Genomic DNA, 20,116 nt, shown 5'->3' on the forward strand with positions numbered 1-20,116 from the left:
CGCGACGAACCGTTGACCAGTTCATTCCAGGCGCACTGTTCTGTCCTGTTGTGTTCCATTGGGCCCCACTCCAAGGCCGGGAATCCAGGCGCGAGGAATGGGGCCCAGGCCCCGTGACGTCAGTCTTCACGTCCCCGGCACTACAGCCGGGAGCGCTCCTCGACCAGGGGAGCGACGTCTCCCGCGGCCTCGGTGGCCAGGCCCTGAGCGCCGACGGCCGGCGGCGTGACGCCCATCCAGGTGTAGAGGCGCGACAAGGCCCGTGTGCGCTCCGCCTCGGGCAGTCGGGTGATGCGTGCATTGGCGTGGTTGGAGTCCGGGACATCGAAGCGGAGGGAATCGTTGCGCTCCCGCACCTCGAAGGCGCCAGCGGACCATGGGTCATTGTCTCCATAAAGGAACAGCATCCGTTCACCCTCGCGGCGCACCCAGTGCTCCACGCGGCGCATCAAGCCATGGTCGAACCGCTCCTCCACGGGAAAGGACAGGTACGCGGTGGGCACGTCCTCGCGAGGGTAGCGCAGCAGGCGGCGCAAGTGCCTCGTGGGGTAGCCGGTCCAGCCAAGCTCCGTGGCGGACTGGTAGTAGTAGGCCGCGTAGTAATCGAGATCAGCGTCCCCATAGGAACCACTCACGCTGACGACCGCATCGAGGAAGGCGAAGACTGCTTCCGCCGGAGCACCCGGCGCGGGGATGAACTCGCACGCCGACGCGTTGCCGTACTGCCAGAAATAGAAGGGCATCTCGACGACGGCGAATTCGAGGGTCCGATCCAATCCAATCAACTCGAAGGTCGCGCCCGTCGAGGTGGTCAACTCCTCCACGAAGGGGAGCAACTCTTCGCGGCGCGCCAAAGCATCCTGCTGGAAGGCGCGAAGCCGCTCCCGACAGTCTTCGTCCCCGACCTGGTCGAGGAAGCGGACGAAGCGCCCGTCATCCAACCCGTGCATGTTGGGCGCCACGTACGCCACGGTGGCATCCACATCGTCCGGATAGAAGTAGCGGTGGTAGACGGCGGCCATGCCGCCCTTGCTGCCGCCCGTGGTGAGCCAATGGCCGGTGTAGAGCGGCTTGAAGGCCTGGATGATGCGGTGGTAGTCGCCGGCGGCCTGCCGGATGTTGAGCAGCGTCCAGTCATTGGAAGCCGGTCGCGAGGGACCGAAGAAGCGGTGCTCCAGCGAAAGCTGGTTGGCACCGAGCAGCGCGGTGGGCTCGTACTGAAACGGTCGTGAGTTCAGTCCGTAGCCACCGGAGTACAGCACCACGGGCGCGGCCACGGAGCGGTGCAGCAGTGTGCCGCGCAGTTGGAACCGCTCCCCGTTGGGGTTGCGATGGTCCGCCAGTTGCTCGAAGTAGAACTGGAAGAAGCGCGTGCCCGGAAAGGGAGAGACCTGCTCGCTCACCACCGTGAGGCCGGGGACGGACAGGAGCCTCGTGTAGATGTCCTCTGAATCCAACCCAGACTTCATCACTCCCGCGGCCTGCACTGACCGCGCGGAGCTGGGGCCGGACTCCTCCACGGCCGAGCCACCACATGCTTGCATCAGCATGGCAGCCACCAGCAAACACACACCACGGAAAATGCCAGTGCCTCTTGACGGATTCATTCACGCTCCTTGAGGTGAGAGTGACGCCTCTCAGATGGAATGAACGCGGAAGAGATGGCCGCCATATCAGCCATTTGCACTGCTCCTGCTGCCACGGCCATGCATTCACCATGGAGTTGCGGCGCATCAAGTCGAGGCCGAAGACAATCGTCTGATTCGCCACAATCGTCATGACCTTACGCGCCCGATACGAGCAGGACAGCGGACGCAATCAGGAGCCCACCCATCACGGCATCGAACGCGCGACGAAAGGACTCCCGGGCCAGCACGGTCGACATCAACGAGCCCAGGGTGGACCAGAGAAGCAGACACACCACGGGGATGACCGTGAAGAGCACGACGAGCTGAATGAAGGCGACGGCCGCCGAGGCTCCGCTTCGCACCGCCGAGGCCGCCGTCAGCACCGTCACCCAGGACTTCGGATTCAGGAACTGGAGCACGAAAGTACCGATGAAGCCGTCGGACGAAGTGCGTGTAGGAGTGTCGCCGCCGCTGGCGCCTCTACCCAGGCTCCCCGCGATGAGTCGGGCGCCGAGCCAGACAAGGTACAGGCCACCGCAGCGAGTGATGGCTGTTCCCACCCGAGGGTCCGCCGCGAAGGCCACGCCGACACTGGTCATCAACAGCGTCAGCAACACCGCCGTGCCGAGCACGACGCCCGCGATGGCCGGCAGCGCCCCCACCACGCCGCCACGCCCGCCTGCCCTCATCACCACCATGTTGTTGGGCCCCGGGGTGATGGCCGACACGGCGACGAGACCGGCCACGCCCATCAGCGCGTCCATGTCGTTCCTCCATCTGGCCTGCAACAGGGACCATTCCAGGTCGCGCCGACGTATCCGTTCATGCGCTGAAAAGTAACGGTCCAGGGTGTTCTGAAGGTGGCGATGAATGGTCTAGATTCCAGACCATGAAGGAGCTTCCACTCAACGCGCTCCGCGCCTTCGCGGTCGTCTACGCCAGTGGTGGGGTGCGGGCGGCGGCGCGCGAGTTGGGCATCGCGCACTCCGCCGTCAGCCGGCATCTGGCGGAGCTCGATGCCTGGCTCGGCGTGCCCATCATCCATCCACCGGCCGGACGGCGAGGCCTCACCTTCACGCCACAGGGCGAGGCACTGGGGCGGGCCACCCTCTCCGGGCTCCGTGAAATCGCGCGGGCCGTCGCCTCGATTCGTGAGACGCGCTCCGAGGGCTCGGTGACGATCTCCACCACACCTTCCTTCGCGGCACGGTGGCTCCTGCCGCGCTTGCCCGCCCTCGAGGAAGCGCATCCCCACATCGAAGTGTCCGTGGTCGTGGACTCGCGGATCATCGACCTGGGCACTGGTGAGGCCGACCTCGCGATTCGGATGGGCCGTGGCCCCTGGCGGGATGTCGACTGCGAGCCCTTGATGGAAGACTCGCTCTACCCGGTCATGAGCCCGGCGCTCTGGAAGAAGTCTGGCCGCCCGGACAAGCCTGACGGCCTCACGCGCCTGCGCCTCCTCCATGACCGGGACCCGGAGACCCCATGGGAGCGCTGGAAGGCGGCCCATGGCCCCGCCTCGCTCGACGTTCACGGTGGCCCTCGATTCGCGTCATCGGACCTGGTGCTGCGAGCGGCCCTGTTGGGACAAGGCGTCGCCCTGGCGCGCCATCAACTCGCGGCCGATGACGTGGCCTCCGGAGCACTCCTCCGCCCGCTGGGTGACCTGAGCGTGGAGCTCGGCACCGCATACTGGGTCGTGCTCCCCAAGTACTCACAGGTCAAGCCCGCGACCAGGACCGTGGCGGACTGGCTCAAGGATCAGGCATCCCTCTCACCCGTTGGCTGACCTTGAGAGGCCATGAGGGGCTCCTCATCGAATCTGCCCCTCGTGGGTGCTTTTGCCTTGCAACGGGGAGAATGGATAGACTCAAGCCCCAGGAGGTGGACATGACACTGATGCTCCAAGCCGCCGTAGTGCTGGCTGTTGTGTTGTCGCTCCTGGGAGCCGGCTGGGCTGTCGTTCTCGGTTACCGCTTCGCGAAGGCACGTCGAGAGGCGGCCGCGGCAGCGGCCATCGACATCTATGGAAGCAGCCTGATCGACCTCACGGGCTTTCGCGGCTGGCTGGCGGATCTGGTCGATGGCAACACCAGCGACGGCTGCGCCTCCAACTCGGAGCATTCGTCCGACATGTGTGCGGACACGTCCGACTCAGGCGCTCAGTCCACGGACTGACAAGCCCGGCGAAACGTCTCGCTTCACAGGGCTCGGGCAAGCCACGCGCTCGCCCGAGCCGGACCACCCCCGCTATTGGCAGTTCGCGGGCTCCTTGCAGGAGTACGTGACACGCATCGCCGCTTCGTATCCGTCGGCGGGGTTCGAGCCAACGCGCCTGCAGTCCAGTTCCTCCTCCAAGACATTGCAGGCGCCCGATGGGCAGGTCGTATTCATCCGGACCTCGAGCGCATCCCGCGCGCTCATGAAGGCAATCTGGCAGCGCACCCCACGCGCGACCTTGGAGCTCACGTGCCGAACCGCGCCGCAGGTACACGCTTGCGGGCAGTAGGTCCGCCGGTCATCACACTGGACCCAACCACCGCTATCCGTCCCCGAGGAACAGACGTCTTGCGTGGAGGTGCAAGAGATGGACGTCCCATTGGCGCACAGCTGCGAAATGTTACAGCTCACCTCCCCTTCCGAACTTTCCAGGACAGCGTCCTCCTGGACCGGAGTGCCCGCGCCACAGGCAGCCAGGGCGACGAAGGACAGGATCACCCCACCACGCGACAGCCAGATCGATTGTATTTGCATCCATGTGACGCTAGCCACTTGGATGTCCGGCGTTCCATCGTGGAGATCCACGACATACGAGCCCACGGTGCCCGTGCGGGTCAGAATGACTGACGCAGCAGGGCCTCCACCGCCGGCTTCCGCCCCGGGCTCAGTCGCAGTCGGGTGCCATCCCTCAGCACCACGACCCAGCCCTTGTCCACGTCGGGCTCCAGCTCGCGGATGCGGTTCACATTGACCAGCGTGGAGCGGTGCACGCGGACGAAACACTTGGGGTCCAGCAGTTGCTCCACGCGGTTGAGCGTCTCGCGCAGCATGGGACTGCGTCCTCCCGAGTGCAGCACCACGTAGTTGCCCTCCGCCTCGCACCAGTCCAGCTCCGCGACGGGCAGGAGCAGCACCTTGCCGTCCGCCTTCACCGCGATGCGCTCCAGGAAGGGCGCATCCGACGGACCCGCCTCCACGCCAGCAGGGGCCGGTGTCCGGTACGTCTCCAGCAGCGAGGACAGTCGCTCCAGCAGCGCCCTGTCTCGCCCCGTGGCCCGCTGCCTGCGCGCCCGCTCCAGCGCCTCCTGGAAACGCCCGTCACTGAAGGGCTTGAGCAGATAGTCGAGCGCATTGGCCTCGAACGCCCGCACCGCGTAGCGGTCGAACGCCGTCACGAAGATGACGGGCGGCATCCGCTCCGGTCCCACCTCCTGCAGCACCTCGAAGCCGTCCACCTCCGGCATCTGCACGTCCAGGAAGACCAGGTCCGGGCGGTCGCGGAGAATCGCCTCCACCGCCTCCTGGCCTCCCTCGCACTCCCGGATGGACGTGACGTCGGGCGCCCGCGCGAGCAGGTGCCTCACGTTGTCCCGCGCCAGCGGCTCGTCATCCACCACCAGCACTCGCCAGCCACCTTCCACGATTGCCCCCTCACGCATTCAAAACCACGAACGGCAGCTCCACACGGGCAATCACGCCCCCACCCGGCGCATCCTCCAGCGTCAGGCCATACCGCTCGCCATAAAGCTGCTGGATGCGCGCCCGGGTGTTCGCCACGCCAATCCCCGTGCCCCCTGCCCCACCCGCGCGAAGTCCCGGCCCATCATCCCGCACCTCGAGCACCAGCCTGTCCCCCCGGCGCCAGGTTCGCACCCACACGTTCCCTCGAGACGCACGCCGCGAAGTCCCATGCTTGATGGCGTTCTCGACGAGTGGCTGGAGGACGAGCGCGGGAACCCGAGCCATCAACGTCTCTGGCTCCGGCTCCAGGTGCGACTCCAGCCGTCCACCGAAGCGAAGCTGCTCGATGCCCAGGTAGCGGCGGACCAGCTCCAGCTCCTCGGACAGCGGCACCTCGTGGTCCCCACGTCCTTCCAGACTGGCCCGCAGCAAATCCCCCAGCTCCACGAGCGCCTCCACGGCCTCCGGGTTGCGCGACTGGCGAACCAACCCGACGACGGCGTTCAGCGTGTTGAAGAGGAAGTGTGGATCCAACTGCGCGCGCAGGGACTGGAGGCGGGACTCGGCCAGCCGCGCCATCAACCGGGACTCCGCCAGCTCCCGCTCCCGCGCCCGACGGACCGCTTTCAGCGCCGCCCAGGCCGCGAGAAACAGCAGGTACTCAAAATATCCCAGCGCTCCCCGCTCCAGGAGGAGCGCTCGCAGCCCCTCGCTGAACGCCACGCCCCGGGCGGCCCACTGTTCCAGCCCGGAGCGCACCAGGGCGAGCAGGAGCGCATGCACCAGGACGAAGCCACTCCCGATGGCGATGAGCGGCCCCAACTCGCGAACCCCAGGAGTCGCATCGCGCGTTACACGGCGAAAAGTGGCCAGGATGAGAGGCCCCAGGAGCGCCCAGACGCTGTAGGGCACCATCGCCAGCGCCAGCTTGAAGCCAAAGTCCCGAGGCTCGTTTGCATACGCGCTCACCGCATGCGGCAGCGCGGCGAGCAATCCCGCGCCCATGCCGAACATCCACACGCGCCGAGGGGACAGGGCACGCATCGGGGCTCGCGCGTCCGGCGCCTCCCCCTGGTTCACGGCATCCCTCGCGGCCACGGTGACGCAGCGTAGCGGAAGCGCCTGGTTTCGAGAGCCCCCCGCGAAGCGAAACACGTGCTTCGGCTATGCTGCTCGCGCTCCGTGAACAGGACCACTCCGGGCCACGAGCCCGATGAAACACGCCCGCCGTCTCCACCGTCATCCCATGTGCGCGCCGGCACTCTGTACGCATTGGACGACACACCCGACACCGCCCCTCCTCCGAGCCAGGCCGCGCGAGGGCTCCGTGTCACGGGTATCGGCACGGCCTTGCTCATCGCCCTGGGACTCGCCGTCCCCGGCGTGGCCGCGTTCCTGCTCCGTCCCAGCACCACGCCCCCCCTCACCGCCACCCCGACCGGGAACACCACGCCGGCGCCCGAGCCTCCGCCTCCCGCCCCCACGGGTCCCGTGCGGGTCTGCGTGTTGAAGTTCCGCAACCTGAGTGGAGACACCTCACTCACGCCCCTCGAACTGGCCCTGTCCGAAGCAGTGGTCACCGACGTGGGCAGCCAACCCGGGATGCGGCTCATCGAGCGCGGGCAGTTGGACCTCCCGATGGAGGAACAGGACTTCACGCAGGGCGCGCGGGTGGACCCGGAGACCCGGGCCCACCTGGGTCGCATCGTCGGCGCGGAGGTGGTGGTGCTCGGCGGCTTCCAGCAGGCGGGCGCCGTGCTGCGCATCTCCGCGAGGTTCGTCCACGTGGAGACCGGTGAAGTACTCGACACGGCGCGCGTGGAGGGGCCCGCGAGCAAGCCCTTCGAGGTCCAGGACGCGCTCACCGCCGAGGTGCGCGCGCTGCTGCCCCGCCTGTCCGCGAGGCTGAGACCATGAAGGCCCCACACGCGCTTCTGCTCCTCTTCATGTGCTCCCACCTGGCGCACGCGGCGGCACCCGCGAAGCCTCCGCCAGGGCCCGCGGCGGTGATGCCGTTCCGCAACCTCAACACGGACACCTCGCTGGACTGGCTCGCGCGTGGCATGACGGAGACGCTCATCTCCGACCTGCGCGCCAGCGGACGCATCCAATTGGTGGAGCGCGAGCAACTCGACGCCGCCCTCGCCGAGCTGGACCTCCAGGAGCAAAAGCAGTCCACGGAGTCGACAGCGGTCCGCGTGGGCCGACTCGTCGGAGCCCGCACCGTCGTGCTGGGCAGCATCCAACGCGCGGATCAACAAGTCCGCATCAACGCGCGCTTCATCGACGTGGAGACCGGCGTCGTGCTGGACACGGCGAAAGTCACGGGCCCGGTGGACCGCATCTTCTCGCTGCAGGACCAGGTGGCGGCCCGGCTGATCGGCTCGCCGGTGAAGCCGCGCGCGAAGCGTCCCTCGGGGAGAGAAGCGGTGCTGGCCCTGGAGACCTATGGTCGGGCACTCCAGGCCCCCACCGAGGACGAGCGCGCGTGGCTTCTTCGCGCGACGTTGGCGGGCAGCCCGAGCTTCGAGTACGCCCGAGAAGAGCTCTCTCGTCTGGAGAAGCGGCTTGCCGAGCACGCCCTGCGCGCCACCCCCGGTCGCGAGGCCGCCGACGCGGAGCTGCGGGCCATGATGCTGGACCCCCAACGCGCCTCCGAGGAGCGCTCCTCGGCCGCGTTGCGGTTGTTGGACGCGAACTACATCCGGGGCCGCTGGCGCACGCTGGTCCAGGACACCGAGCGGGTCCTGCCGCTGGGGCTTCCGCTGTATCAACTTCGCCTCCCAGCCGAGACGGCCTTGTGGTTTCGCATCATCGCGCTCGGCAAGCTCGATCAATTGGACGCCGCGCGGGACGCCGGTGACACCTTCCTGCGGACCTATCCCCAGAGCCTGATGGCAGACGGCGTCGACTCCATGATGCGAGCCTCCGCCCTGGCCCGCGCCGCCAACGAGCAATCCCACAAGGCGATGATCGAGGGGCTGGCGACCGAGGAACTCCTCTTCGCCCGGCGCATCGAGGAGCTCGAGCGGAAGGGACAGCCCACCGTCTCCGTGCGGATGGAGCGCGACTACAACCGCTGCTTCAAGCCCGCCACCCATCACGTGAATGCCCAGACCCTGGTGGCCTGCCGGGCCTTCTACGAAACGTGGGGAGGCGGAGCCTCCGCCATCGAGAAGACCTACGCCAGGAACGCACGCGAAGCAGAGATTGCCGCCCTCGTCCGCCTGCGCCGCTACAACGAAGCACGTGAGCGGCTGGCCGCCTACCGCGCCATCGACCCCAATGGGGAACAGGCCAGTGTCGCGCGCGTCCTCGTGGTCAACATCCGCGCCAGCGACGAGGAATGAAGGCGCGGCACCTGTCCCGCGTGCCGCGCCTCCAGTGCCCTGGCTACGGGGCGATCTTCGTCAGGAACGAGTCGGGGGCACCCTGCAGCGTGTTGCCCTCGAAGTTCCCGTCCAGATAGCCGCCGACGTACATGTTGTCGTTCTGATCCACCACGACACCCATGCTGCGCACGTCCTTCTCCACGCCGTTGAGCACCGCGGTGGGCTGCTGCTTGATCCACTGGAGCGCGCCGGAGAAGTCCACCTTCGCCACGTAGTTGTGGACCATGCCGCCCGTGGTGTCGGTCGTCTGCGTCACGTCCGCCACCCCGCCGCCCGTCACGTAGATGCCGTCGTCATGGGCGAAGATGCCCATGCCCCACGAGCCAGAGCCCGAGTCCAGCTCCCACACCCACTGCTTGACACCCGCCGGGTTGAACCGCGCGATGAAGACGTCGATGGCCGGGGTGACGTTGGGCACGCCATCCATGCCACCGCCGCTGTAGCCCGTCAGGTACACGTTGCCGTTCGCATCCAGCGTGGAGCCGTAGAGCCACACGGCCGTGGCGGGAGCACCCGCCAGCCGCGTCCACTGCTTCACGCCGTCCGCGTCGTACTTGGTGATGAAGGCGTCCTGGGGCCCGGTCAGCGTCTGGCCGTCCAGGTTGCCGTCCGTCCAGCCGGAGACGTAGACGTTGCCGGAGTTGTCGGCGGAGGCCCGCCGCGCGTGGGTCGTCTTCCCCGCCACGCCCAGCAGGCGGGTCCACTGCTTCACGCCCGTCGCGTTGTACTTGGTGACGAACGCATCGTAGTTGCCGGTGCGCACGTTGCCATCCAGGTTGCCGTTGGTGGAGCCCACCAGGAAGGCGTTGTCCGCCGAGTCGAGCGACACGCCGTAGCCCTCCGTCTGCGCTCCCGCCAGGCCAATCTGCCGCGTCCAGCCAAACACGCCGGTGTAGCGGTAACGGGTGATGAACGCGTCCCGGCCCCCGCTGCTCGTCGCGCCCGGCAGGGCGCCATCCGTGAAGCCCGCGACGTAGATCTCCTCGAACGACCGGTTGCGCGCGATGCCGTAGCCCAGGGTGACAGTGCCCGCCACGCCGAGCTGCTTGTGGAACTGGAGGTTGCCGTTCCAGTCGCGGGCCGTGAGGAATCCGTCCATCAACCCAGCCATGGGCTGCCCCTCCACGCCCACCGTCGTCATGCCCGTGGAGTACGTACGCCCCGCCGGGTCGCCGGCCAGGTCATGGATGCGGGTGAAGCCACCCGGGGCGCCGGACGTCTTCGTCCACAGGTCCACCACCGTGGGGAACGCTTCACACTGGTACAGCTCCAGCCGACCAATGGACAGGACGACGATGCCCGCGCGGTTGTCGTTGTCGTCCGACACGTTCAGCCGGTACTTCTTGTACTGACCGGGGTGGGCCACGTCGTACTCGCGCCGCTCGTTGGTCCAGCCCGTCACGTTCGTGCGCGTGTCCACCACCACCCAGGTGCTGCCGTTGGAGCCCTCCAGCGTCCAGTTCTTCGGGGACCGCGTGGTGATGGAGCCGTTGGAGTAGGAGATGGCGTAGCGGCGCACCGTCTTCATCACGCCACTGCCGAACTCGTACCCCAGCCATGCGGGCGTCTGGTTGGCCGTGGAGAGCCAGAAGGTGGTGGCGTTGTCGAACGCCTTCCAGGGCTCGTAGGCGGCCGGATTCGAGCCGTACACGCCCGAACTCGTGGCGAAGCCCGAGGGCGCCGAGTTGCTCGTCATCACTGGCACCAGGCTGGCGCAGTTGGTGAGCTGCTGCTCCTGGCTCCCCGGCGCGTCCGTCGGGGCATCCTCGCCCGGCTCCCCACCCTGGCAGCCCACGAGCGCCAGCGCGCTCGCCAGGAACATTCCTCGTACCGCGTTCAAGAATCTCATGGTGTCTCCCCTCGTTCCGCGAGCGCGAAGGTGCGCGCGGCCATCCGGCGGCCCTGTGACTCCAGGCCCCCGGTGGACCAGGGAGATACCGACCCCGGGGCGACCCCTGGCGCGGGATGTGACGAAACCGCCCTGGCGAGGGACGAAACCGCCCCTCCCGGGGATGAGACCTGAATCACGGTTCATATTTTCCGGCGCATTGCAAGCCAGCCCGTGTTGCACGCGCTGCGTCGAAAGAATCGGTCTTGCTCGCGACGAACCAAACCCATTGAATCGCGCCCATGAAATTCCTGCGTGAGCTGCGCTCGGTCCTGAACCTGACGGTGCTGGTGGCCGGGCTCGGCTACTTCGTCGACCTCTTCGACATCACGCTGTTCGGCGTGGTGCGCGCCGCGTCGCTCCGGGACATCGGCATCACCAGTCCGGAGGAGGTGCTGTCGAAGGGCATCCTCATCTACAACTGCCAGATGGTGGGGATGATGGTGGGCGGCCTCTTGTGGGGCGTGCTCGCCGACAAGCGCGGCCGGCTGTCGGTGATGTTCGGCTCCATCCTGCTGTACTCGTTCGCGAACCTGGCCAACGCTTTCGCCTGGGACGTGACGAGCTACGCGGTGTTCCGCTTCCTGGGCGGCGTGGGCCTGGCGGGCGAGCTGGGCGCGGCAATCACCCTGGTCGCCGAGTCGCTCCCCAAGGAGAAGCGCGGCCTGGGCACCACCATCGTCGCGACGCTCGGCATGCTGGGAATCGTGGCGGCGGCCTTCGTGGGCCAGCACCTGCACTGGAAGACGGCCTACTTCACCGGCGGCATCATGGGCCTTGCGCTGCTGTTCGCCCGCTTCAAGGTCTCCGAGTCGGAGCTGTTCACCAAGAAGACGGACCCGTCGCGCGCCAACCCCTTCCTGCTGCTCCAGGGGGGCCGGTTCCTCAAGTACATCTGCTGCATCCTGATTGGCGTCCCCATCTACTTCACCACCGGCATTCTCTTCACCTTCGCGCCGGAGCTGACGGCGGGGCTCAACGTGCAGGGCACCGTCACGGCGGGCAACGCCATCCTCTATGGCTCCATCGGCCTGACGATTGGCGACCTGCTCGCCGGCCTGTTCAGCCAGTGGCTCAAGAGCCGCAAGCGCGCGGTGGCGCTGAACCTGGTGGGTGGCTTCCTGCTGATGCTCGTCTACGGGCTGGTGCCCGGGCTCACCAGCACGACGGTGTACCTCCTCAGCTTCCTCATCGGCATCATGGTGGGCTACTGGGCGGTGCTGGTGACGATGGCGGCCGAGCAGTTCGGCACCAACATCCGCGGCACGGTGGCGACGACGGTGCCCAACTTCGTGCGAGGCTCCGCCGCGATTGCCGCCAGCGGCTTCGCCGTCCTCAAGGGCTACATCTCCGTGCCCATGGCGGCCATCACCGTGGGCAGCATCTGCTTCGGACTCGCGCTGATCGCGCTCACGCGAATCGAAGAGACCTTCCACCGCGACCTCGACTTCGAGGAGGCCGGGCCGGACGCGGCCACCGAGGCCGCCGCGCGCTCCCAGCCCTCCTGACGGACCGGGGCGTCAGCCCTTGCGGGCGCTCACCCGCATGGGCATTCCCCGCTTGGGCACGAAGGTCAGCCGCGTCTGCCACTCCACGGGGTTCTTCCCCAGGTACTCCACGTCGCACTGCTGGAGCAGCGTGGCCAGCGTCTGCACCGTGTCCACCTGGGACATGTGCTGGCCCACGCAGATGCGCTGCCCCGCCCCGAAGGGCACGTAGGCGCACTTGTGCATTCCCGTCATGCGCTCTGGGAGGAAGCGGTCCGGGTCGAACGTGTCCGCGTCCTTCCAGTGGTCCGGGTGCCGGTGGATGGCGTACGGGCACATGAGGAGCTGGGTGCCCTTGGGCAGGAGCACCCCGCCCACCTCCACCTCGCCCGCCGTCTCCCGGAGGATGGTCCACGCGGGCGGGTTCAGCCGATTGATCTCCTGCACGACGCGGTTCGTATACGTCAGCTTCGCCACGTCCTCGTACTTCGGCGGCTCGCTGCCACAGACCGAGCTCACCTCCTCGCGGATGGCGCGCGTCACCTCCGGGTGCTGCGTACACGCGTGCACGGCCCACGTCAGGGAGGTGGCGATCATCTCGAAGCTGGCGCCGAAGAGGTTGACGATTTCGTCGCGCACCTGCTTGTCCTCCATCGGCTCGCTGGTGTCCCGGGCCCGCGCCTCCACGAGCGCGGACAGCAGGGTGATGTCTCCGTCCTGCGTCCCCCGCTCGCGCCGCCGGGAGAGCCGCGCGTAGATCCACCCGTTGATGAGCCACAGCGCCGTGCCTATCCGCTCGGGGTTCGGGTCGAGCCGGGGCAGCAGCTTGAAGTACAGCGTGCCCCAGGGCCCTCGCCGACGACCGAACACGTCGATGGCATCCATGATGCTCGCGAAGAACTCCTCGCGCGGCGTCTCATCGAAGCACGTGCGCCACATCACCCCGAACATCAGGCGGGCCGCCTCCGTGTACATGTCGAAGGACTCGCCCCTGGCGCCCAGGTCGGACCACCGCCGCACGCCCTTGGACAGCTCGTCGCTGAAGATGCCCGCCCACTGCCGGACCTTCTCCTTGTGAAACATGGGCTGAACCATGTGTCGCTGCCGCTTCCAGACGTCCCCCTGGCTCACGGTGAGCCCGTTGCCATTGAAGGGATTGACGATGCGCGGTTTGGGGAAGACCAGGGGCTCGTCGATGAGCACCCGCTTCACGTCCACCGGGTTCCTCAGGAACGCGATGGGGTAGCCGTAGACGCGAACCAGGGACACGTCGCCGTATTCGGCGTGGAGCTTGTTGGCCAGGGCCAGCGGCTCTTGGAGCATGGGAAAAAAGCTACCCAGCACGGGCAATCCCCGAGGGCCGGCCTTGCGGCGCACGGAGGGCGAAGGAGCAGAGGTGTCCATGACCCCCGATTTGTTCCGGTCGGCTCCGCACCGTCAAGACCGCCATGCACTGACTTGAAACCGACGTCCCGAAACGGGCCAGTTGCGCTGGGAGGGGGAAGCGCCCTATCCCCTCTACCCAGCCATGGCTTCCGCCCCCATCCGACCCATCCAGAAAGTGCTGTGCGCCAACCGCGGTGAGATCGCCATCCGCGTGTTTCGCGCCTGCAACGAGCTTGGCATCCGCACCGTCGCCATCTACAGCGACGAGGACCGGACGCACGAGCACCGCCACAAGGCCGATGAGGCCTACCGGGTCGGTCACGGCAAGCGCCCCGTGGAAGCCTACCTGGGCATCGACGAAATCCTCGACGTGGCGGAGCGAGCCGGGGTGGACGCCATCCACCCGGGCTACGGTTTCCTGTCGGAGAACGCCGACTTCGCCGAGGCCTGCGAGCGCCGCGGCATCCGCTTCATCGGCCCCCGCTCCGCCGTCGTGCGGACCATGGGAGACAAGGTCGCCGCCAAGGCGCTCGCGCAGCAGGTGGGCGTGCCCACCGTGCCGGGCACGACGCTGGAGGGTGACGACGCCCAGGTGCTGGCCCGCGCGCGGGAGTTCTTCTCCACGCACGGCGGCCCGGTGCTCGTGAAGGCGGCCCACGGCGGCGGCGGGCGCGGCATGCGCGTGGTGCGCGAGGAGAAGGAGCTGGAGGCGGCGCTCGCCTCGGCGCGCTCGGAGGCGAAGAGCGCCTTTGGCTCCTCGGCCGTGTTCCTGGAGAAGTTCCTGGAGCGGGTGCGGCACATCGAGGTGCAGCTGCTCGGAGACCTGCATGGGCAGCTGGTCCACCTGCACGAGCGCGACTGCTCGGTGCAGCGGCGGCACCAGAAGGTCATCGAGATCGCTCCCGCGCCCAACCTGGCCCCGGCGCTCAAGCACGCCATCTGCGACGCGGCGGTGCGGCTGGCGAGGGAGGCGGGCTACAGCAGCGCGGGCACGGCGGAGTTCCTCGTCGGCGACGACCACTTCTACTTCATCGAGTGCAACGCACGACTCCAAGTGGAGCACACCGTCACGGAGCAGGTGACGGGCGTGGACCTGGTGCAAAGCCAGATTCGCATCGCGGAGGGCCACGCGCTGGACTCGCCCGAGGTGGGCATCCCCTCGCAGGAGTCCATCCAGCCACGAGGCTTCGCGGTACAGCTGCGCGTCACCACGGAGGACCCGTCCAACAACTTCATGCCGGACGCGGGAGTCATCACCGCCTGGCGCGCGGCCACCGGCTTCGGCATCCGCCTGGATGGCTCGAACGGCTACACCAACGCGCACATCTCCCCGTTCTACGACTCCATGCTGGTGAAGGTCATCGCCTACGCGCCCACCTTCCAGGGCGCGGTGATGAAGGGCCAGCGCGCCCTGCGCGAGTTCCGCATCCGAGGCGTGAAGACGAACCTCCCGTTCCTGGAGAACGTGCTGCACCACCCCGACTTCCAGGCGGGCAAGACATACACGCGCTTCATCGACGAGACGCCGGAGCTGTTCCACCTGGCGCCCCGGAGAGACCGCGCCAGCAAGCTGCTCACCTATCTGGCCGAGGTCATCGTCAACGGCCACCCCACCATCAAGAGCCACCAGCGGCTCAAGCCCACGCAGTTCATGGAGCCGCGCCTGCCGGTGGCGCCTCCCGGCCCTCCGCCCCGAGGCACCGCGCAGATTCTCGCGGAGAAGGGTCCTCGGGGACTGGCCGAGTGGGTGCTCGCGCAGAAGCGCGTGCTGCTGACGGACACGACGATGCGGGACGCGCACCAGTCGCTGCTGGCGACGCGCATGCGCACCCGGGACGTGCTGCGGGTGGCCCCCGCCACGGCGCACCTGGCGTCGGACCTGTTCAGCCTGGAGAGCTGGGGCGGCGCGACGTTCGACACCGCGTACCGCTTCCTCAACGAGGACCCGTGGGCCCGGCTGCGGGCGCTGAAGGCCGCGGCGCCCAACCTGCTGCTCCAGATGCTGCTGCGTGGCGCCAACGCCGTGGGCTACACCAGCTATCCGAACAACGTGGTGGAGGCGTTCATCGACGAGGCGGCCGAGGCGGGCGTGGACGTCTTCCGCATCTTCGACAGCCTCAACGACCTGGGCAGCATGGACGTGTCCATCCGCCGTGTGATCAAGACGGGCAAGGTGGCGGAGGTGGCCATCTGCTACACGGGCGACGTCGCCAACCCCAAGCGCAAGAAGTACACGCTCGACTACTACGCGGACCTGGCGAAGCGCATCGAGGACTCGGGCGCGCACTTCCTGTGCATCAAGGACATGGCGGGCCTGTTGCGTCCGCGCGCGGCGGCCATGCTGATGGACCGACTGCGCGAGGTGACGAAGCTGCCCATCCACCTGCACATGCACGACACCGCGGGCAATGGCATCGCCAGCTACCTGGAGGCCATCGAGCACGGGGTCCACATCGTCGACGTGGCCCTGGGCAGCATGGCGGGCCTCACCAGTCAGCCCAGCCTCAACGCGCTGGTGAGCGCCCTGCGCGGCCATCCGCGTGAGACGGGCCTGGCCAACGCACGGCTGCAGCCGCTCGCCAACTACTGGGAGGACGTGCGCGAGTACTACGCCCCCTTCGAAAGCGGCCTCAAGAGCACGACGAGCGAGGTCTACTACCACGAGATTCCGGGCGGTCAGTACTCCAACCTCCGGCCGCAGGTCGCGGAGATGGGCCTGCTCAGCCGATGGAACGACGTGAAGGACGCCTTCGCGCTGGTCAACGTGCTGGTGGGTGACATCCCCAAGGTGACGCCGTCGTCGAAGATGGTGGGCGACTTCGCCATCTTCCTCCTGAAGAACGACCTGATGGTGCGCGCGCCCACGCTGGCGGAGGCCGCCACGCTGACGCACGTGAAGCTCATCGCGGAGGCGCCCCGGTTGGACTTCCCCTCCAGCGTGGTGGGCTACTTCCGGGGCGAGCTGGGCCAACCGCCCAACGGCTTCCCCGAGGACCTGCGCGCCGCGGTGCTCAAGGGCCTGCCGCGCGTGGAGGGCCGCCCGTCCGCGAGCCTCCCCGCGTTGGACCTGGAGGCCCTGCGCGCCGAGCTGTCGAAGAAGACGGGCCAGCCGCTGTCTCGCGTGGACGCCATCTCCAGCGCGCTCTACCCGCGCGTCATGGCGGGCTACCTGGACGATGCCGCGCGCTACGAGGACGTCTCCATCCTCGACACGCCCAACTACTTCTACGGCATGGAGGTGGGCCAGGAGATCTGGGTGGACCTGGAGCCGGGCAAGACGCTGGTCATCAGCCTGTCCGCGGTGGGCGAGCCGGACGAGGACGGCCTGCGCACCGTCTACTTCGCGCTCAACGGCCACAACCGCACGGTGCAGGTGCGGGATCGCAGCCGCGCGGCTCGCGTGGAGTCGCGCCGTCAGGCAGACCGCGCCAATCCCAACCACGTCGCCGCGAGCATGCCGGGCACGGTCATCGCCGTGCACATCAAGGCGGGGGCCAAGGTGGACGCGGGTGCGCCGCTCGTCACGCTGGAGGCGATGAAGATGGAGACGGTGGTGCGCGCCCCTCGCGCGGGCACCGTCGCGGAGGTGGCGACGACGCTGAAGGCCTCCGTCCAGGGCGGAGACCTGCTCGCGGTGCTCCAGTAGGGCCGCGAGAAGGAACAGCCGGCCGTTGAGTGTGGGCGCGGCCTTTGACATGGTCGCGCCCCATGAAGCGTGCACTCCTGTCCTTCCTGGCCCTGGTGTCCTGCGCCACTCCCTCCAACACGTCGCCGTCGACCTCCGAGACCGCGGCGAGCTCCGGCCCCGCTGGCACCGCGCCCCAGGTGCCCGCGCTCCCGGAAGAAGTCCGGCTTGCGGACCTGCGGCAGATGACCTTCGGCGGAGAGAACGCCGAGGCCTACTGGTCCTTTGACGGCAAGCAGCTCTCGCTCCAGGCCCGGCACGAGGGCATGGGGTGTGACCGCATCTACCGGATGGCGGTGGACCCCACGAGCGGCGCCGCCGCCACGGTGACGCCGGTCTCCAGCGGCCAGGGCGCGACGACGTGCGCGCACTTCCTGCCCGGCGACCAGGCGGTCATCTACGCCTCCACGCACCTGGGTGGCGAGGCGTGCCCGCCCAAGCCCGACCACTCCATGGGCTACGTCTGGGCCCTGTACGACACGTACGACATCTTCAAGTCGAACGCGGATGGCAGCGGGCTGACGCGGCTGACGGAGACGCCGGGCTACGACGCGGAGGGCACCGTCTGCGGCAAGGACGGCTCCATCATCTTCACGTCCGTGCGGGATGGCGACCTGGAGCTGTACCGGATGGACCGCGACGGGAAGAACGTGAAGCGGCTGACGCACACGCCCGGCTATGACGGCGGCGCGTTCTTCAACGCGGACTGCTCCAAGATTGTGTGGCGCGCGTCGCGTCCGCAGGCCGGCAAGGCGCTGGACGACTACCAGGGGCTGCTCAAGCGCGGACTGGTGCGGCCGACGAAGCTGGAGCTGTACGTGGCCAACGCGGACGGCTCGGAGGCGAAGCAGATCACCTGGCTGAACGGCGCCGCCTTCGCACCCTTCTTCCACCCCAATGGCCGGCGCATCCTGTTCGCGTCCAACCACGGCGACCCCAAGGGCCGTGAGTTCGACATCTGGGCGGTGGACGTGGACGGCTCCAACCTGGAGCGCATCACGTATGCGCCGGGCTTCGACGGCTTCCCCATGTTCTCGCCGGACGGCAAGTGGCTGGCCTTCTCCAGCAACCGCGCCACCGCGCAGGGCAAGAGCGACACCAACCTGTTCATCGCCCGCTGGGTGGATGACGTGAAGCCGGCCTCGGGTGCGCCGTCGGCCGCAGCGGACCGCATCCGCGAGGACGTCTCCTTCCTCGCGGCGCCCGCGCAGGAGGGCCGGGGCATCGGCACGAAGGGAATCGAGGCCGCCGGAGGACTCATCGAGACGCGGTTCCAGGAGCTGGGCCTGACGCCCGCGGGTGACACCGGGACGTTCCGGCAGGCGTTCCCCGTCACCACCGCCGTGCAGCCCGGAGCGGGGACCCAGGTGCGACTCGGGAAGATGGTGCTCCCGACGGATGCGTACACGGTGCTCGGCTTCTCCGGGCAGGGACAAGCGCAGGGCGCGCTGGTGTTCGCGGGTTACGGAATCGTGGAGCCGTCGCTCAAGGTGGACGACTACGCGAAGCTGTCGGTGAAGGGGAAGATTGTCGTGGTGCGCCGCTTCGTCCCGGACGCCCCCGAGTTCTCCGACACCGACAAGCAGCGCCGCTTCGGTGACCTCCGCTACAAGGCCTGGCAGGCGGCGCAACGTGGCGCGAAGGCGCTCATCGTCGTGGACTGGCCCCAGGCTCCCACGCCCGCGCCCAAGGAGTGGCGGATGCCTCCCGAGGCCACCCTGCCCGTCCTGCATCCCGAGGGCGTGGGCGACGCGGGGCTCCCGGTCGTCGTGGTGAAGCGCGCGGCGATGGAGCCGGTGATGGGAGAGCTGGTGGCGCGCAAGCGCGTGGACGCGCAGGTGGACGTGAAGCTCGAGTTCGAGCAGCGCGCGGCCTTCAACGTCGCGGCGGTGCTGGAGGCGGGCGAGGGCAAGCTGCCGGGCCTCGTCGTGGTGGGCGCGCACTATGACCACCTGGGCTTCGGCGGACGTGGCTCTCTGATGCCGGATCGGCACGAGGCGCATGGCGGCGCGGATGACAACGCCTCGGGCGTCGCGGCGCTGTTGGAGATTGCCCGCACGCTGAAGGAGCGCCGCGCCGAGCTGAAGCACGACGTGCTCTTCCTCGCGTTCTCCGGTGAGGAGACGGGCCTGCTCGGGTCCACGCACTTCACCCGGCAGCGAGGGGACGCGGGGATGAAGCAGGTCACCGCGATGCTGAACCTGGACATGGTGGGCCGGCTGCGGTCCGGTGGCCTGTCGGTGCTGGGCGCCGAGTCCGCCACCGAGTGGGGGCCGCTGCTCGCGCGCGCGTGCGACGAGGCTCGCGTCACCTGCAACCCGAGCGGTGACGGGTACGGCCCGAGCGACCACTCGCCCTTCTACGCGGCGGGCGTGCCGGTGCTGCACTTCTTCACGGGAGCGCACTCGGACTACCACAAGCCCACGGACACGGTGGAGGGCATCAACGCGGTAGGCACCGCGCAGGTGGCGCGCATCGTGTCGGCAGTGACGGTGGGCCTGGATGGGACGGCGGCGCTGACGTATCACAAGGTCCCCTCCCCCACTCCGCGCGGAGACCTCCGCAGCTTCAACGCGTCGCTGGGCACGGTGCCTGACTATGCGGGCCCGCCCAACGGGCAGAAGGGCATGTTGCTCGCGGGAGTGCGCGCGGGAGGCGCGGCGGACCAGGCTGGAATGCTGCGGGGTGACATCCTCGTGCGACTGGGCAAGCACGTCATCGGCGGCGTGGAGGACCTGATGTTCGTGCTCAACTCCTCCAAGCCGGGTGAGACGGTGGAGGCGCGAGTGCTGCGCGAGGGCAAGGAAGTCCCGCTCGAGGTGACGTTCCAGGAGAGCAAGCGCCCTCGCTGAGCTGATTTGTATTGGGGCTCGCGTAGAGCCCCGGAAGGTGAATCACAGCGCGGGCCCGGATGGCGTTCCAGCAGGACGCCCCGGGCCCGTGGTGCTTCCGCTGCACCTGAGTCA

At 68.2% G+C, this 20,116-nt stretch carries 13 protein-coding genes; 7 read left to right on the forward strand and 6 right to left on the reverse strand.

Features of this window, described 5'->3' with window-relative positions; translation table 11 throughout:
- Positions 1-140: 140 nt before the first annotated feature.
- Both HUA76_RS40180 and HUA76_RS40185 read right to left on the reverse strand, forming a co-directional pair.
- Positions 141-1,550, reverse strand: coding sequence for a S28 family serine protease (locus HUA76_RS40180; RefSeq protein WP_254614781.1), 1,410 nt, complete (start codon positions 1,548-1,550; stop codon positions 141-143).
- Between the two features lie 233 nt (positions 1,551-1,783).
- Positions 1,784-2,392 carry a LysE family translocator gene (locus HUA76_RS40185; RefSeq protein ID WP_174458336.1) on the reverse strand — a complete coding sequence of 203 codons (609 nt, stop codon included), beginning with the start codon at positions 2,390-2,392 and terminating at the stop codon, positions 1,784-1,786.
- A gap of 125 nt (positions 2,393-2,517) precedes the next feature.
- Here HUA76_RS40185 and HUA76_RS40190 point away from each other — a divergent pair, with 125 nt between their 5' ends.
- Together HUA76_RS40190 and HUA76_RS40195 are read left to right on the forward strand one after the other, a co-directional pair.
- A complete protein-coding gene (locus tag HUA76_RS40190) occupies positions 2,518-3,420 on the forward strand; it encodes a LysR substrate-binding domain-containing protein (protein WP_174463867.1) in 903 nt (300 codons plus the stop codon).
- Between the two features lie 101 nt (positions 3,421-3,521).
- Positions 3,522-3,809: a hypothetical protein gene (locus tag HUA76_RS40195; RefSeq protein WP_174463868.1), complete on the forward strand. Its 288-nt coding sequence runs from the start codon at positions 3,522-3,524 to the stop codon at positions 3,807-3,809.
- Positions 3,810-4,465: 656 nt separating this feature from the next.
- Here HUA76_RS40195 and HUA76_RS40200 read toward each other — a convergent pair.
- Positions 4,466-5,272, reverse strand: a complete 807-nt coding sequence (locus tag HUA76_RS40200) for a LytR/AlgR family response regulator transcription factor (protein WP_371823588.1) — start codon at positions 5,270-5,272, stop codon at positions 4,466-4,468.
- Between the two features lie 10 nt (positions 5,273-5,282).
- Entirely contained in the window at positions 5,283-6,410 is a 1,128-nt protein-coding gene (locus tag HUA76_RS46620) for a histidine kinase (RefSeq protein ID WP_217440842.1), read from the reverse strand.
- A 150-nt stretch (positions 6,411-6,560) separates the two neighbouring features.
- Here HUA76_RS46620 and HUA76_RS45895 point away from each other — a divergent pair, with 150 nt between their 5' ends.
- Both HUA76_RS45895 and HUA76_RS40215 read left to right on the forward strand, forming a co-directional pair.
- The gene (locus tag HUA76_RS45895) at positions 6,561-7,229 is read left to right on the forward strand and encodes a CsgG/HfaB family protein (protein WP_174463871.1); all 669 of its coding nucleotides are present in this window, start codon (positions 6,561-6,563) and stop codon (positions 7,227-7,229) included.
- Positions 7,226-8,662 carry a FlgO family outer membrane protein gene (locus HUA76_RS40215; protein WP_174463872.1) on the forward strand — a complete coding sequence of 479 codons (1,437 nt, stop codon included), beginning with the start codon at positions 7,226-7,228 and terminating at the stop codon, positions 8,660-8,662. The genes HUA76_RS45895 and HUA76_RS40215 overlap by 4 nt, the downstream gene beginning before the upstream one ends.
- Before the next feature lie 43 nt (positions 8,663-8,705).
- Here HUA76_RS40215 and HUA76_RS40220 read toward each other — a convergent pair whose 3' ends face one another.
- A complete protein-coding gene (locus HUA76_RS40220; protein ID WP_174463873.1) occupies positions 8,706-10,553 on the reverse strand; it encodes an SBBP repeat-containing protein in 1,848 nt (615 codons plus the stop codon).
- A gap of 281 nt (positions 10,554-10,834) precedes the next feature.
- Here HUA76_RS40220 and HUA76_RS40225 point away from each other — a divergent pair, with 281 nt between their 5' ends.
- Positions 10,835-12,100: an MFS transporter gene (locus tag HUA76_RS40225; protein WP_174458328.1), complete on the forward strand. Its 1,266-nt coding sequence runs from the start codon at positions 10,835-10,837 to the stop codon at positions 12,098-12,100.
- 12 nt (positions 12,101-12,112) lie between these two features.
- Here the strand turns inward: HUA76_RS40225 and HUA76_RS40230 are convergent, their stop codons facing one another.
- A complete protein-coding gene (locus tag HUA76_RS40230; RefSeq protein ID WP_174486445.1) occupies positions 12,113-13,483 on the reverse strand; it encodes a cytochrome P450 in 1,371 nt (456 codons plus the stop codon).
- A gap of 124 nt (positions 13,484-13,607) precedes the next feature.
- Between HUA76_RS40230 and HUA76_RS40235 the strand changes: the two genes are divergently transcribed.
- Positions 13,608-17,111, forward strand: a complete 3,504-nt coding sequence (locus tag HUA76_RS40235) for a pyruvate carboxylase (protein ID WP_174458326.1) — start codon at positions 13,608-13,610, stop codon at positions 17,109-17,111.
- A gap of 62 nt (positions 17,112-17,173) precedes the next feature.
- Positions 17,174-20,002 (forward strand): M20/M25/M40 family metallo-hydrolase, encoded by a 2,829-nt coding sequence (locus HUA76_RS40240; protein WP_174463874.1) that lies wholly within the window; start codon positions 17,174-17,176, stop codon positions 20,000-20,002.
- Positions 20,003-20,116 lie beyond the last annotated feature (114 nt).

The sequence above is a fragment of the Myxococcus sp. CA056 genome (assembly GCF_013336715.1).
In the GTDB taxonomy this organism is placed as follows: Bacteria; Myxococcota; Myxococcia; order Myxococcales; family Myxococcaceae; genus Myxococcus; species Myxococcus llanfairpwllgwyngyllgogerychwyrndrobwllllantysiliogogogochensis.